This is a genomic window from Paraburkholderia sp. SEWSISQ10-3 4 (assembly GCF_030464785.1).
Lineage (GTDB): Bacteria > Pseudomonadota > Gammaproteobacteria > Burkholderiales > Burkholderiaceae > Paraburkholderia > Paraburkholderia aspalathi.
Genome location: NZ_JALPRI010000025.1, coordinates 13,461 through 27,360, shown reverse-complemented (window position 1 = coordinate 27,360; position 13,900 = coordinate 13,461). Strand labels below are relative to the sequence as shown.

General features: G+C 63.4%; 12 protein-coding genes. 10 read left to right on the top strand and 2 right to left on the bottom strand.

What is annotated here, in order from left to right; genetic code table 11:
* The first annotated feature begins 45 nt into the window (after positions 1–45).
* The 6 genes from M0D68_RS31160 to M0D68_RS31135 all read left to right on the top strand — a co-directional run bounded on the left by M0D68_RS31160 (position 46) and on the right by M0D68_RS31135 (position 5,492).
* Positions 46–1,779, top strand: coding sequence for a ClcB-like voltage-gated chloride channel protein (locus tag M0D68_RS31160; RefSeq protein WP_093644994.1), 1,734 nt, complete (start codon positions 46–48; stop codon positions 1,777–1,779).
* A gap of 136 nt (positions 1,780–1,915) precedes the next feature.
* Complete coding sequence (locus tag M0D68_RS31155) at positions 1,916–3,253, top strand: C45 family peptidase (protein ID WP_266226288.1); 1,338 nt, start codon at positions 1,916–1,918, stop codon at positions 3,251–3,253.
* A gap of 338 nt (positions 3,254–3,591) precedes the next feature.
* On the top strand, positions 3,592–3,846 hold the full coding sequence (locus tag M0D68_RS31150) for a hypothetical protein (protein WP_054039558.1): 255 nt from the start codon (positions 3,592–3,594) through the stop codon (positions 3,844–3,846).
* A gap of 22 nt (positions 3,847–3,868) precedes the next feature.
* Complete coding sequence (locus tag M0D68_RS31145; protein ID WP_093644998.1) at positions 3,869–4,099, top strand: DUF2795 domain-containing protein; 231 nt, start codon at positions 3,869–3,871, stop codon at positions 4,097–4,099.
* Positions 4,096–4,968, top strand: coding sequence for an AraC family transcriptional regulator (locus M0D68_RS31140; RefSeq protein WP_266226286.1), 873 nt, complete (start codon positions 4,096–4,098; stop codon positions 4,966–4,968). Before M0D68_RS31145 ends, M0D68_RS31140 begins: the two co-directional genes overlap by 4 nt.
* Positions 4,969–5,102: 134 nt before the next feature.
* The gene (locus M0D68_RS31135) at positions 5,103–5,492 is read left to right on the top strand and encodes a cupin domain-containing protein (protein ID WP_093645002.1); all 390 of its coding nucleotides are present in this window, start codon (positions 5,103–5,105) and stop codon (positions 5,490–5,492) included.
* Between the two features lie 16 nt (positions 5,493–5,508).
* Here M0D68_RS31135 and M0D68_RS31130 read toward each other — a convergent pair whose 3' ends face one another.
* Positions 5,509–6,555 carry a LysR family transcriptional regulator gene (locus M0D68_RS31130; protein WP_266226283.1) on the bottom strand — a complete coding sequence of 349 codons (1,047 nt, stop codon included), beginning with the start codon at positions 6,553–6,555 and terminating at the stop codon, positions 5,509–5,511.
* A 256-nt stretch (positions 6,556–6,811) separates the two neighbouring features.
* On the opposite strand from M0D68_RS31130, the gene M0D68_RS31125 reads away from it, so the two are divergent.
* The gene (locus M0D68_RS31125; RefSeq protein ID WP_175052980.1) at positions 6,812–7,024 is read left to right on the top strand and encodes a hypothetical protein; all 213 of its coding nucleotides are present in this window, start codon (positions 6,812–6,814) and stop codon (positions 7,022–7,024) included.
* Positions 7,025–7,071: 47 nt separating this feature from the next.
* Here M0D68_RS31125 and M0D68_RS31120 read toward each other — a convergent pair whose 3' ends face one another.
* On the bottom strand, positions 7,072–7,689 hold the full coding sequence (locus M0D68_RS31120) for a TetR/AcrR family transcriptional regulator (RefSeq protein WP_054039549.1): 618 nt from the start codon (positions 7,687–7,689) through the stop codon (positions 7,072–7,074).
* Positions 7,690–7,908: 219 nt separating this feature from the next.
* Between M0D68_RS31120 and M0D68_RS31115 the strand changes: the two genes are divergently transcribed.
* Genes M0D68_RS31115 through M0D68_RS31105 form a run of 3 tightly spaced genes read left to right on the top strand, consistent with a single transcriptional unit; the run spans position 7,909 to position 13,788 of the window.
* A complete protein-coding gene (locus M0D68_RS31115; RefSeq protein WP_266226281.1) occupies positions 7,909–9,126 on the top strand; it encodes an efflux RND transporter periplasmic adaptor subunit in 1,218 nt (405 codons plus the stop codon).
* On the top strand, positions 9,123–12,245 hold the full coding sequence (locus M0D68_RS31110; protein ID WP_211701312.1) for an efflux RND transporter permease subunit: 3,123 nt from the start codon (positions 9,123–9,125) through the stop codon (positions 12,243–12,245). Before M0D68_RS31115 ends, M0D68_RS31110 begins: the two co-directional genes overlap by 4 nt.
* Positions 12,246–12,249: 4 nt before the next feature.
* Positions 12,250–13,788 (top strand): efflux transporter outer membrane subunit, encoded by a 1,539-nt coding sequence (locus M0D68_RS31105; RefSeq protein ID WP_266226278.1) that lies wholly within the window; start codon positions 12,250–12,252, stop codon positions 13,786–13,788.
* Positions 13,789–13,900 lie beyond the last annotated feature (112 nt).

Genomic DNA, 13,900 nt, shown 5'->3' with positions numbered 1-13,900 from the left:
ACCGTACGCGCATCCCATCCACCCATCACGCCCACTCCTGCCGACGTGCTTTCATTCCTGCTGAAGCTGCGCACCCGCGCCCAGACCCTGTTCCGTCTCTCCGACGCCCACACGATGCTGGTCTGGTCGGTGGTGGTCGGCGTCGCGGGCGCGTTCGCGACGATTGCCTTTCGCGAAGGCATCGCGTTGCTGCAACTGGCGACGGTCGGCAAATCCGGCAGTTTCGTCGAAATGGCGCGCAGCTTGCCGTGGACGGTGCGCGTGTGGCTGCCCGCCGCGGGCGGCCTGATCGCAGGCTTGTTTCTGTTGATCGCGCAACGTCACGTCGACAAGTGCAATCACATCGACTACATGGAAGCGGTCGCAATCGGCGACGGCGTGGTGCCGGTCAAGCTGAGCTTCTGGCGCAGCGTGTCGTCGCTGTTCACGATTTCGAGCGGCGGCTCGATCGGCCGCGAAGGTCCGATGGTGCAACTGGCGGCGCTGGCCGCGTCGCTGATCGGCCGCTGGGTGCATCTGGATCCGCCGCGCCTGCGCCTGCTCGTCGCCTGCGGCGCCGCAGCCGGCATTACCTCCGCGTACAGCGCGCCGATTGCCGGCGCATTTTTCGTCACCGAAATCGTGCTCGGCTCGATCGTGATGGAAAGCTTCGGCCCCGTCGTAGTCTCGGCGGTGGTCGCCAACATCACGATGCGTGAGTTCACCGGCTACAAGCCGCCGTACGAAATGCCGGTGTTTCCGCCCGTGGCGGGCGCTGAAGTCCTGTTGTTCGTTGGGCTTGGACTGCTGTGCGGTGCGGCCGCGCCGCAGTTTCTTCGGCTGATGGACTTCTCGAAAGCAAACTTTCGCAAACTGCCCGTGCCGTTGCCCATCCGGCTGGCGCTAGGCGGTCTGATCGTCGGCATTCTGTCGGTCTGGACGCCTGAGGTGTGGGGCAACGGCTACTCCGTCGTCAATTCCATCCTGCATTCGCCGTGGACGTGGAGCGCGCTCGTCCTCGTGCTGGTGTTCAAGATCGTCGCGACATCGGCGACTGTGGGTTCAGGCGCGATCGGCGGGGTATTCACGCCGACGCTCTTCGTCGGCGCGGTGGTCGGTTCGCTGTTCGGTCTGGGCATGCACGCGTTGTGGCCACACGGCACCTCGGCGCCGTTCGCTTACGCAATGGTCGGCATGGGCGCGTTTCTGGCCGGCGCCACACAAGCACCGCTGATGGCAATCCTGATGATCTTCGAAATGACGCTCAGCTATCAGGTGGTATTGCCGCTGATGCTGTCGTGCGTGGTCGCGTATTTCGTGTCGCGCGCAATCGGCAAAACGTCGATGTACGAAATCACGCTGCGTCGCAATCAGGAGGAACAGGAACGCACCCGTCTGCGCGCGACGCAGATGCGCGAGCTGATCCGTCCCGCCGAAACCGTCGTGCCACCCAACGCGACCGTGCAGGATATGACGCGCGTGTTCCTCGAATACCCGGTGAAGTATCTGTACGTCGCCAACGAGTCCGGAGCGTTTCTCGGCGTGGTCGCGCTCAAGGACATTACCTCCGATCTACTCGACAAGCGCGACACCTCCGCAAAGACCGCCGCGGATTATCTGCAGCCGCACTTCGATGTGCTCACGCCGGATATGCCGCTCGGCGTTGCGTTGCAGCACTTCATGGCGTTTCAAGGAGAGCGATTGCCGGTGGTTGAAAGCACCGCGGATCCGAAGCTGGCGGGGGTGGTGTACAAGACTTCGCTGCTCGATGCGTACTTCCGCATGAATCCGACGCGCTGAGGCCTGACGCCGCGTCCTCATCCGTGCAAAGCGCGGCAGATTCTCTACAATGAGGAAACCGCTGCCGCGCTTGCGAGCAGCGCGCGTTACGCCAAGACGGGCGCACCGAGACGCCCGCCCTTCGATCGGAGCGAAGATGAGCGAACCGTCCCTCGATGCCGTCCGCCGTGATCAGGCCGGCTGGATTTTTCTGCATATCGAAGGCGAGCCGTACGATCGCGGCGAGCAGCATGGCCAGTTGCTAGCCACCGAAATCCAGAACGCGATCCGCACCGCCCGCTACCTCGCGAAATGGGATACCGGCGAAGACTTCGATACCTTCACCGACGCCGCCGTGTCCCAGTTCGCCAACAAACTCGACACTGAATTCGCCGACGAAATCCAGGGCATCGCCGACGGCGCGAAGTTGCCGTTCGCCGAAGTGCTGGCCTGGAATGGCTACATGGATCTGCTGCAAAGCTGGTGGCCGAGCCACGCGGCGGCCCAGAAACCGCAGCTCGGCATGAAACCCTGGCGCGGCCGCCGCGGCCATCACTGCAGCGCGTTCATCGCCACCGGCAACGCCACCCGCGACGGCCGCATCGTGATGGCGCACAACTCGTGGGACCGCTACGCCGCGGGCGACGCGTTCAACGTCGTGTTCGACATCGTGCCCGACCGCGGCAACCGCATCCTGATGCAGGGCCTGCCGGGCTGCATTTCCAGCCTCACCGATTTCTGGATCACCGAAGCCGGCCTGATGGTCACCGAAACCACCATCTCCAACTTTGTCGGCTACAACGCAGCGGGTGCGCCGGAGTTCTATCGCTCGCGGCGCGCGTCGCAGTACGCCAACAACATCGGCGAATGGTGCGAGATGTTCGCGGTCGCCAACAACGGTGGCTATGCGAATAGCTGGCTGCTCGGCGACACCAAGACCGGCGAGATCGCGCGCTACGAACTGGGGCTGCACTATTCGGGCTTCGAGAGTACGAAAGACGGCTTCTATAGCGGTTACAACACCGCGACCGATCTGAAAATCCGCAACCAGGAATGCATCGGCGAAGGCGAAGACTATACGGACGTACGCAAGAACGGCGCGCGCCGCTTGCGCTTCATGCAGCTCGAAGAAATGCATCACGGCAAGATCGACGTCGAACTTGCGAAGGAGATGATCGCCGACCATCACGACGTCTATCTCGACCGCAACGACAACCCCTGCTCGCGCACCATCTGCGGGCATCTGGAACTGGACGACGCGCGCTTCGGAGGTTCCGACCAAGGACCGTTTAATCCGTGGGGCGCCAACGACGGCAAGGTGGTCGACAGCGAGATGGCGCGCAAGATGGCGTTCACCGCGCGCTGGGGCCACCCGTGCGGCCGGCCGTTCGACGCCCAGGCGTTCATGAAGCGGCATCCGCAGTGGAACTGGCTCAACGGTTATATGCGCGACCGGCCGTCGTGGCCGTGGACACAATTCGACGTGCTGCGCTAGAAGCCCGTTCTTAGCGGTCTCTGAACCGTTGTTGGCCCAGACTGTTATCAGGCAGATTGAGGTTCGCACGCGACCTGGGCATCAGCCGTTACCGCACTGCAACATAAACGCAGCACGACCGTTCGCGACTGCGCTGCCTTTTTCCTGCCATCATGTGAAATCTACAATTAGGTTTTGTCTCTTTTGGGCGCGCGTCGCAGCCGTTTGCCATCTAAGATGGTAGATGCACGTCGCCCGCCTGTATCAACGCCGCGTGTAGGTTGCGCCGTCCTTACGACGCGGGGACGGCACAACGCTTGCTCAACTGTCAGCGCCGCATGAGCTTAGGAGGTCGGGCGATGAAAACCTCGACACTGTTGACCATGGTGACGCTGTCAGCCTCGTGTTTTGCCGCGCCGGTTCATACCGCGCCGGACAGCACAGCCGCCAATAGCCTTGCCGAACGCGCCAACGCCGCACCGGTCGCTCCCGCGGCGCCGGACGTCGCTGCCACGGACGACAATCGTCCGCAACAATGGCAACACATCGCACTGCCCAAATCACGGCATCTGGAGCGAAGCTTCACCGGCCAGAACGAGCATCTGCAGACCTGAAAACAGCACCTTTGGAGCGCGCATGACCGCATCGGCTATCCCCGGCGAATCGATTGATCTGCAGATCGCCGACGTTCTGCGCGAAGTCCGTTTCCCGACCTACAAGGACGCGCTAGTCGACGCCGCGCGCGAAGCCGGCGCGAGCAACGAAGTCGTGTCGATGCTCGACGGTTTGCCGGAGCAGGACTATGCCGACGTGGCGTCGGTCACGCGCCTCGTCGGCGGCAACTATGGGCCGGGTCTGGGGGCATGAGCGGAAAGCAGGTCTTGACGCTGGGTTCGCTTTCGTCCGCTCCGAAGCCCGCTGCCGACTGGATTCATCGCTCGCCGCATTCGGGCGGCACGAGCGGCATCGAGCGAATCGAAGCCTTCTTTCATCATGCCGGCTATGCGATGCACCGGCACGATACCTATGCAATCGGCCGCACGCTGGCAGGCGTGCAGAGCTTCCGCTACCGCGGCAGCATGCGTAACAGCTTGCCTGGCGGCACGATGGTGCTGCATCCCGATGAGCAGCATGACGGCCAGGCCGGCACGCGTGACGGCTTTCACTACCGCATGATCTATGTCGACCCGGCGCTGTTCCAGCAGGCGCTCGGCGGCAAGCCGCTGCCGTTCATTGAAGGCGGACTCTCGAGCGACCCGCGTCTGTTTGCGGCGACCGAGAGCCTGCTGCGCACGATGGATTGCGCGATCGATTCGCTCGAACAGGACGACGCGCTCTACGAACTGGCCATCGCGCTCGACGCCGTGGCAGGCGGTGCGGCGACGCGCCGTCCGGTGGATTACCTCGCGGCTGAACGGGCACGCGAGTACATGCTTGGTTCGCTCGATAGCGCCGTGACACTCGACGAACTGGCGGCAGCCGCCGGCCGCGACCGCTGGAGTTTGTCGCGGGATTTTCGTGCGCTGTTCGGCACGAGTCCGCATCGCTATCTGACCATGCGCCGGCTCGATCTCGTGCGCCGACTCGCGATTCAGGGCGTGTCGCTCGCCGACGCATCGGCGGCGGCCGGCTTTACCGATCAGAGCCATATGACGCGGCACTTCAAGCGCGCGTGGGGCGTTGCGCCGGCGCATTGGCTCAAGATGCTGGGGCCTTCGACACGCGGTGCGCGTTAACGGTAGCTCGACGGATATCCCACCGTCCATCGCCCGCCGCCCAGCGCCCCCGCGCACAAACGTACAAGACCCGCTAGCGCCTCCCGCCCTACGCTCCTGCCTGACACACCTACCCCTCAGGAGAGAGCACCGCGATGTCCACCCATCAAACGATTCAACGGCCTTACCGCGCCATCAATTTCGCTGAGAAGCTGGAGCTCTTCAGCGACCAGTGGCAAGCACGCGTCGTCGCGGAAATGAACGACTACCAGTTCAAGCTGGTCCGCATCGAAGGCGACTTCATCTGGCACGAACACGCCGACACGGACGAAACGTTTATCGTGCTCGACGGACAGTTGCGCATCGACATGCGCGATGGCTCCGTGCTGCTCTCGGCGGGAGAAATGTTCGTGGTGCCCAAAGGCACGGAGCACAAACCGTATGCCGAACGCGAGGTCAAGCTGCTATTGATCGAACCACGCGGCGTGAAGAACACCGGCGAAGAAAGCAATGAACGCACCGCGGCAAACGACGTGTGGATCTAGGTTTACCTCGCACCCGTCAAAGCGACGACGCTACGATCCGCGCACGTGAAACCGGGAGCGTCGGCCGTGTCGTCTCGCCCGGCAAGGCGGACACCGGCAGGTCGTCGGCATAAACCGGCGAGCCGGCCACGGCGCGCCGCGGCATCCTGGCCCGTGGATCGCGCACGTGTTCGTCGGTGCGCTGGAAATGCGCGACGAGATGGTCGATAAACGTGCGCACTTTCGCCGGCAAATGAAGGCGGCTTGGATACGCGATCGTGATTTCGATCTGCGGCAGGCGGTAATCGCCGAGCAACGGGACCAAGCGCCCGGACGCCAGATCGCGACCGATCAGGTAGCTCGGCAAAATAGCTACGCCCATTCCCAGCAAAGCGAACTGCCTCAGCATCTCAGTGTTGTTCGCGGCAATCGCGTTGGTGGGTCTCACACGGACTTCACCCTGCGGTCCGGTAAACACCTTTTCATCGCCGCCCTGCTCCGAAGGCCGGCTCAGACACGGATGCTTCAACAGATCCTCAGGACGAGTCGGAGTACCGTGCTGCTCCAGATAGGCGGGCGTCGCGCACACCGTCATATAGCCGGTGGTCAATCGCCGCGTGACGATGCTCGCGCTGCGCATCTGCCGCGCGACCATAATGCCGACGTCGAACCCCTCTTCCACCAGATCGACGTGGCGATCCGCCAGCGTGACATCAGGCATGACTTCCGGATACCGCTCGGCGTAAGACTGCACTACCGGTGCGAGGCTATGCAGCCCGAACACCACTGGCGCAACAATGCGCAGCGTTCCGACCGGTTCGTGATTGCGCGCCACCACCATCTGCTCGACGCCTTCCAGGTCGTCGAGAATATGGCGCACGCGTTCCAGATAGGTGGTGCCGGATTCGGTGAGCGAGAGACGCCGCGTCGTGCGATTGAGCAGCCGGGTACCAAGGCGCGCTTCCAGATCCGCGACGTGGCGCGTGACGACGGCAGTGGAAAGATCCAGCGCGCCGGCCGCGCGGACGAAACTGCCAAGGTCGGCAACCTTGACGAATACGCGCATCGACTGCAATTGATTCATGGGACGACTCCTGCCTCGGTAAAGCCGGGCCGGCGCAACGCTGCCGCCTGTGTCGACCCGCGCGACAAGGCGCGCGCGGATTTGCCCAACGATTCGATTGTATCGACCCGATCATGTCCCAACCCTGACCTGAACATGACAATCCGGTCAGGTTTCTGAGGCGCTCGCGACACTATTGCGAGGCTTATTGCGGATATTAGGTAGGTATAAACCCTTAGATGCTGGTAAGATAGCGGCCGAAAGGAAATCAATCGCTATGCCACATCGTTTTCAGCTTTTCGAAAAAATCGCGTTTTCACTGGTTTGCTGGTCTGCCGCAGCCTGTTCGGCCTTCATCGCTTACGAGCGGTGCCCGGAACTCAAGGTTGCCCTGCACGTCGGTGAAGAAGTCCTGCGCTACAGCGGGCAGTATTCGTTCGTCTGCGCCACGCCGGTGGCAGACGCCTGCGCTCAGTTGCCGGCGAGCTGATCCGCCGGCATTCGTCATATTGCGCGGGTATCACGCCCGCATTCGTATTACGGATCGCGCCCGAACACCACGCGCGCGAAAAATCCCGCCAGCACCGTTTCAGCCATCTCCGACGACACGTTCTGCGGGTCGACCGTGTAGAAGAACTGCACGCCGTCGCACAAGCCCATCAAACCCATCGCCAACGTCTCCGCCGGTAGCGGTAGCGGCGTGCCGACTCGCGTCGAAAACTCGCGGATGTACGCGCTCAACTGTTCAAGCTTCTCGTGCAGGAACGCGTTAAAGCGTATCCGGAAGCGGCCGTCACGCACGGCAAGCAGCTTCGCCTCCACCCACAGCAGGAAGCACTTGTTCTCGCGATGCAGGTTGCTGTAGTAGCGCAGCACGCGCTCTTCCATCTCCTCGCGCGTGGCCGCATTTTCGAAGATGGTCTGCAAGCCCGCTTGCATGGCCTCGTGGTCGCGCCGCAGTAACTCGAGAAACAACTCGTTCTTGCTGCGGAAGTTCGAATAGAACGCGCCGCGCGTATATCCCGCCGCCCCGGCGATGTCTTCGACACTCGCCGCGACAAAGCCTTTCTTCATAAAAATTGCTTGCGCAGCATCGAGCAGACGCAGGCGCGTCTGGTCTTTGCTCTGCTCGCGAGTAAGTCGTTGCCGTTTCATGGGCGCAAGTCTAGCACCGAAAAGAATTCCAATTCACATCAACATTCAAATACAGGTGTGTATTAGAATGCGACCAATCATTCGAAGTCAGACGCGTATGCCAATTGCATGTTTCGGCCCTCGTGTCTTCGCTGGCGAGCCGCTGCGGCTTGCCGTGTTCGTTCGCTGTCTCCAGTTGGGGTAATTGTGAAGCGTCCCGGTCCTCCCGCATCGTCTGCGATGCGCCAGCAGTCCCATCGGCATGCCCGTTCCGCACGCTTGCGCCGCGCAGCATTTGCCCTCGCGCTCGCCGGTATGGTCACGCTCGCCGCGTGCTCGAAGAAGGAAGCGGCTGCGCCCGCGCCGCGTCCGGTGGTCGCCGTCGCCGTGCATGCGGACGGCAGCGCGCCGGCGGCGGCCTCGTTGCCCGGCGAAGTGCAGGCGCGCTATTCCACTCCGCTGTCGTTTCGCGTCGGCGGCAAGATCATCGAGCGGCGCGTACGCTTGGGCGACGTCGTGAAGAACGGGCAGATCGTCGCCCGGCTCGATCCGGCGGATGCGCAAAAGAATGCCGCCAGCGCGCAAGCTCAACTCGAAGCCGCGCAACACAGTCTCGTGTATGCGAAGCAGCAACTCGATCGCGACCAGGCACAGGCGAAAGAAAACCTGATCGCGCCCGCGCAGCTCGAACAGACCACCAACGCGTACGCCTCAGCCGCCGCGCAGCGCGACCAGGCCGCGCAGCAGGCGGCGCTGTCGAAAGACCAGTTGCAGTACACCACGCTCAGTGCCGATCACGCCGGCGTGATCACCGCCGAACAGGCCGACACCGGCCAGAATGTGTCCGCGGGACAAGCCGTCTACAACCTCGCATGGAGTGGCGATATCGACGTCGTCTGCGACGTGCCGGAAAGCGCGCTCGCCGCGCTCTCGGTCGGGCAGACCGCGCAGGTCACGCTGGCTGCGCTGCCGGGCCGCAGCTTCAAGGCGCGTGTGCGCGAACTGTCGCCCGCCGCCGATCCGCAAAGCCGTACTTACCGCGCCAAGCTCACGCTCGACAATCCCGGCCCGGACGTACGCCTCGGCATGACCGCTGATATCGCGCTCGCCGCGCAGTCGCCCGCGGACTCATCGGCCAACTCATCGGCCAACTCAACTGCCAACTCAACTGCCAACTCAACTGCCAACGCCTCGGCGAGCCAGAACGGTTCCTTCACCGTGCCCGCCACCGCCCTGTTCCACGACGGCACGCAGCCGGCTGTGTGGGTCGTGCGTGCCGCGGACAACGCGCTGGAACTGCGCCGCGTGACGGTCACGCGCTATAACGAGCGCACGATCGTGATCGGTCAGGGGCTTAAGGAGGGTGAACGCGTCGTACTGCAAGGCGTGCATACCGTGACCGCCGGCGAAAAAGTCCACGTGATCCCGCCGCTGCATCCCGAGGACTTCGCTTCATGAGCACCACGCATGAAGAAGGACGCTTCAACCTGTCCGCATGGGCGCTGCGCCATCAGGCGCTGGTCGTTTTCCTGATCGCGCTCGCTACCGCATTCGGCGTTCTCGCCTATACACGTCTCGCGCAATCCGAAGACCCGCCCTTCACGTTTCGCGTGATGGTGATCCGCACCTTCTGGCCCGGCGCGACCGCGCGCCAGGTGCAGGAACAGGTCACCGACCGTATCGGCCGCAAATTGCAGGAAACGCCTGCCATCGATTTCGTGCGCAGCTACTCGCGCCCCGGCGAATCGCTGATGTTCTTCTCAATGAAAGACTCGGCGCCGGTCAAGGACGTGCCGGAGACCTGGTATCAGGTGCGCAAGAAGGTCGGCGATATCGCGGCGACCTTGCCGCCAGGCATTCAGGGCCCGTTCTTCAACGACGAATTCGGCGACGTCTACACCAACATCTGGACGCTCGAAGGCGACGGCTTTTCCGCCGCACAACTGCACGATTATGCCGACCAGTTGCGCACGGTGCTGCTGCGTGTGCCCGGCGTCGGCAAGGTCGATTATTTCGGCGATCCGGACCAGCACATCTATATCGAGATCGCCAACACGCAGCTCACGCGCCTCGGCATCTCGCCGCAGCAACTCGGCCAGGCCATCAATTCGCAGAACAGCGTCTCGCCGGCCGGCACGCTGACCACCACCGACGACCGCGTGTTCGTGCGCCCCACCGGCCAGTTCAAGGACGTCAATGCGCTCGCCGACACGCTGATCCGCATCAATAACCGCTCGTTCCGTCTCGGCGACATCGCGACCATCAAGCGCGGCTACGACGATCCGGTCGCCACGCAGATGCGCGCCGGCGGCAAGGAAGTGCTCGGCATCGGCGTAACGATGCAGCCGGGCGGCGATGTGATTCGTCTGGGCAAGGCGCTCGATCAGCAGATGGTCACGCTACGGGCCTCCCTGCCCGCCGGCTTGCACCTGGTCGAAGTGTCGAGCATGCCGAACGCGGTGGCGCATTCGGTCGATGATTTTCTCGAAGCCGTCGCCGAGGCGATTGCGATCGTGCTGGTGGTCAGTCTGCTGTCGCTGGGCGTGCGCACCGGCATGGTGGTCGTGATCTCGATACCTGTCGTGCTCGCCGTCACGGCTCTGTGCATGTATCTGTTCGATATCGGCCTGCACAAGGTGTCGTTGGGCACGCTGGTGCTCGCTTTGGGGCTATTGGTCGACGACGCGATCATCGCCGTCGAGATGATGTCGGTGAAGCTGGAGCAAGGCTGGAGCCGCACGCGCGCTGCTGCCTATGCGTACACGAGCACCGCTTTCCCGATGCTGACCGGGACGCTCGTGACCGTCTCCGGCTTCCTGCCGATTGCTCTCGCCAAGTCGAGCACCGGCGAATACACGCGTTCGATTTTCGAAGTGTCGGCCATCGCGCTGATTGCGTCGTGGCTGGCCGCCGTTGTGCTGATTCCGTTGCTCGGCTATCACATGCTGCCGGAGCGTAAACGGCAGGCACACGAAGCGGAAGATCACGAACACGACATCTACGACACGCGGTTTTACAAGCGCCTGCGGGGCTGGATCGGCTGGTGCATCGAGCGGCGCTTCGTCGTGCTGGCGATCACTGTCGTGCTGTTCATTCTGGCCATGGCAGGCTTCACGCTGGTGCCGCAGCAGTTCTTCCCGAGCTCCGACCGTCCCGAGTTGCTGGTGGATGTGCGTTTGCCCGAAGGCGCGTCGTTCGAAGCGACGTTACGGCAAGCGGAGCGGCTGGAGAAAGTCCTCGTGGGCCGGCCGGAAATCGATCATACGGTGAACTTCGTCGGCACCGGTGCGCCGCGTTTCTATCTGCCGCTCGATCAGCAATTGCCGCAGCCGAATTTCGCGCAGTTCGTGATCACGGCGAAATCCGTGAAAGATCGCGAGAAGCTTGCGCAATGGCTCGAACCAGAATTGCGCAACAACTTTCCGGCGATCCGCACACGCCTGTCGCGCCTCGAGAATGGGCCGCCGGTCGGCTACCCTGTGCAGTTCCGCGTGAGCGGCGACGATATCGCCACCGTGCGCTCGATCGCGGAGCGCGTCGCCGCGACCATGCGCGCCGACGGCGGCACCCGCAACGTCCAGTTCGACTGGGACGAACCCGCCGAGCGCTCGGTGCGCTTTGAAGTCGATCAGAAGAAGGCACGCGAACTCGGCGTGACCTCCGAAGACATCTCGAGCTTCCTCGCGATGACGCTATCCGGCTATACCGTCACGCAGTATCGCGAGCGCGACAAGCTGATCAGCGTCGATCTGCGCGCCCCCAAAGCGGAGCGCGTCGACCCCGCGAAGCTCGTCACGCTGGCTATGCCGACGCCGAACGGCCCGGTGCCGCTCGGCACGCTCGGTCATTTGCGCAACGACCTCGAATACGGTGTGATCTGGGAACGCGACCGGCAACCTACCATCACCGTGCAGTCCGATGTCGCGCCCGGCGCGCAAGGGATCGACGTCACGCATGCCGTCGACAAAGCCCTCGGCCAGATTCGCAGCACGCTGCCGGTCGGCTACCGGATCGAGATCGGCGGCTCGGTCGAGGAAAGCGGCAAGGGGCAGACGTCGATCAACGCCCAGATGCCGATCATGATCATCGCCGTACTGGTACTCCTGATGGTCCAGTTGCAGAGTTTCGCGCGCGTGCTGATGGTAGTGCTGACCGCGCCGCTCGGCCTGATCGGCGTGGTGTTGACGCTGCTGTTGTTCGGCCAGCCGTTCGGCTTCGTCGCGATGCTGGGGGTGATCGCCATGTTCGGCATCATCATGCGCAACTCGGTGATTCTGGTCGATCAGATTGAGCAGGACATTGCTGCGGGGCATAAGCGCTTCGACGCGATCGTCGGCGCGACGGTGCGACGCTTCCGGCCAATCACACTGACCGCGGCCGCTGCCGTCCTCGCGTTGATTCCGCTGTTGCGCTCCAACTTCTTCGGCCCGATGGCAACCGCACTGATGGGCGGCATTACAAGCGCGACCATCCTCACGCTGTTCTATCTGCCGGCCCTGTACGCGATGTCGTTCAGAGTACGCAACGACGAGCGCGAGCCGCCGGCGCCGTCCGCCACGACGCATTCGGGGAACTGAGATCATGGCTATCCTTGCATTCCCTCGACACGCGCGTCTCACCCTTCTCGCCGGCGCTACGCTGACGCTGGCCGCCTGCTCGTTCGGCCCGAACGGCGAGCCGCCTGCCATGCCGCAACCGGCTCACTACGGCGCCGAAGTGCAACCGACGCAAACCGTGCCGGCACAAGGCGTCACCCAGCAATTCGTGGTCGGCGCGAAGCCCGTGCCCGAATGGTGGAAGCTGTATCAATCGGAGGCGCTGAACGCGCTGGTCGACGAAGGCTTGCGCAACAGCCCGACGCTCGCCGCGACGGACAAGAACCTCGCTGCCGCGCGCGAGCAACTGCGCGCGCAGATCGGCAGCTCGATGCTGCCGACCATCGACCTGGGCGGCCAGGCCACCCGCAACCGCGCGCTGGCGATCCCCGAGGCAGGTCCGAATACGTTCCTGTACAACATCTTCGTCGGCCAATTGCAGGCGCACTACACGTTCGACCTGTTCGGCGCCGCACGTCTCGCCGACGCCGCCCTCGCCGCCCGCGTCAACGTACAGGCCTATCAGTTCGACGCCGCACGCCGCGCACTGGCCGCCAACATCGTAACGGCCGCGATCACGAGCGCCGCATTGCGCGCGCAGATCGACACGACCGAGCGCCTCGTGACGCTTGCCAACGATCAGGCGCGCGACACACAACGGCGCTACGTATTGGGCGCGGTCTCACACGCCGACCAGTTGAGCGCACAACAAAGCGCGGCGAGTCTGTCAGCGAGCTTGCCAGGCTTGAAACAACAATGGCTGACGACGCGTCATGCCTTGGCCGTCCTACTCGGCCGCACACCGGACGCCGCCCCGGACGACCTCGAGCTTGCGCAACTACACGTGCCTGAACAGGTGCCTGTCGTAGTGCCATCCGAGCTGCTGCGCACCCGCCCCGACATCCAGGCTGCGGACGCCGCCCTGAAGGCCGCGGCGGCCGACGTCGGCGTGGCGACGGCGCAGATGTTCCCGAGTCTCTCGCTGAGTGCATCGATGGGACAAGGCGGCTTTAGCTGGCCGGTGGCGCTATCCGGCGCGGGGGCGATATGGAGCATTGGCGCGTCTTTGTCACAACCGCTGTTCCATGGCGGCGCCTTGTTCGCACAGCGCCGCGCGGCCGTCGACACGTACGACGCCACGGTTTCGCAATATAAGCAGACCGTACTGACCGCATTCCAGAACGTCGCCGACACCCTCGCAGCACTTCAGCACGACGCGCAAGCGCTCGACGCCGCGAACATTGCAGCGCGCTCCGCGCAAGGGATTTTCGACGAAACGTCGGGACGCTACCGACTGGGCGCGTTACCGATCGCATCGACGCGCTCGAGCGAGCAACAGTTCCGCAACGCGCAGCTCGACGAGATCCGCTACACCAGCGCACGGCTAACGGACACGGCAGCCCTGTTCCAGGCGATGGGGAATCCACCATTGGAGGTGGAGCGGTCTGCATCCGCAGCGTCTGCATCTACGACGGCCTCGGCGACGCCGGGGGTTCCTACGGCCAACGTGGGCGCCTCGAACTAAACCTGGGATTCCGTAGTTATGGCTGGGGACTTATCCCCAGTTTATGTTGAAGAGGCTGTTGAAAACTATCTGACAAGCGGGCTAACGCGTTGAACGCGCTGTGATTTTTGGT

Excerpts from the sequence above, each read along its gene's own strand:
- M0D68_RS31150 (WP_054039558.1), top strand. The coding sequence starts at position 3,592 with ATGAAAACCTCGACACTGTTGACCATGGTGACGCTGTCAGCCTCGTGT.
- M0D68_RS31110 (WP_211701312.1), top strand. The coding sequence starts at position 9,123 with ATGAGCACCACGCATGAAGAAGGACGCTTCAACCTGTCCGCATGGGCG.
- M0D68_RS31130 (WP_266226283.1), bottom strand. The coding sequence starts at position 6,555 with ATGAATCAATTGCAGTCGATGCGCGTATTCGTCAAGGTTGCCGACCTT.
- M0D68_RS31105 (WP_266226278.1), top strand. The coding sequence starts at position 12,250 with ATGGCTATCCTTGCATTCCCTCGACACGCGCGTCTCACCCTTCTCGCC.
- M0D68_RS31145 (WP_093644998.1), top strand. The coding sequence starts at position 3,869 with ATGACCGCATCGGCTATCCCCGGCGAATCGATTGATCTGCAGATCGCC.
- M0D68_RS31125 (WP_175052980.1), top strand. The coding sequence starts at position 6,812 with ATGCCACATCGTTTTCAGCTTTTCGAAAAAATCGCGTTTTCACTGGTT.
- M0D68_RS31135 (WP_093645002.1), top strand. The coding sequence starts at position 5,103 with ATGTCCACCCATCAAACGATTCAACGGCCTTACCGCGCCATCAATTTC.
- M0D68_RS31140 (WP_266226286.1), top strand. The coding sequence starts at position 4,096 with ATGAGCGGAAAGCAGGTCTTGACGCTGGGTTCGCTTTCGTCCGCTCCG.
- M0D68_RS31155 (WP_266226288.1), top strand. The coding sequence starts at position 1,916 with ATGAGCGAACCGTCCCTCGATGCCGTCCGCCGTGATCAGGCCGGCTGG.
- M0D68_RS31120 (WP_054039549.1), bottom strand. The coding sequence starts at position 7,689 with ATGAAACGGCAACGACTTACTCGCGAGCAGAGCAAAGACCAGACGCGC.
- M0D68_RS31115 (WP_266226281.1), top strand. The coding sequence starts at position 7,909 with ATGCGCCAGCAGTCCCATCGGCATGCCCGTTCCGCACGCTTGCGCCGC.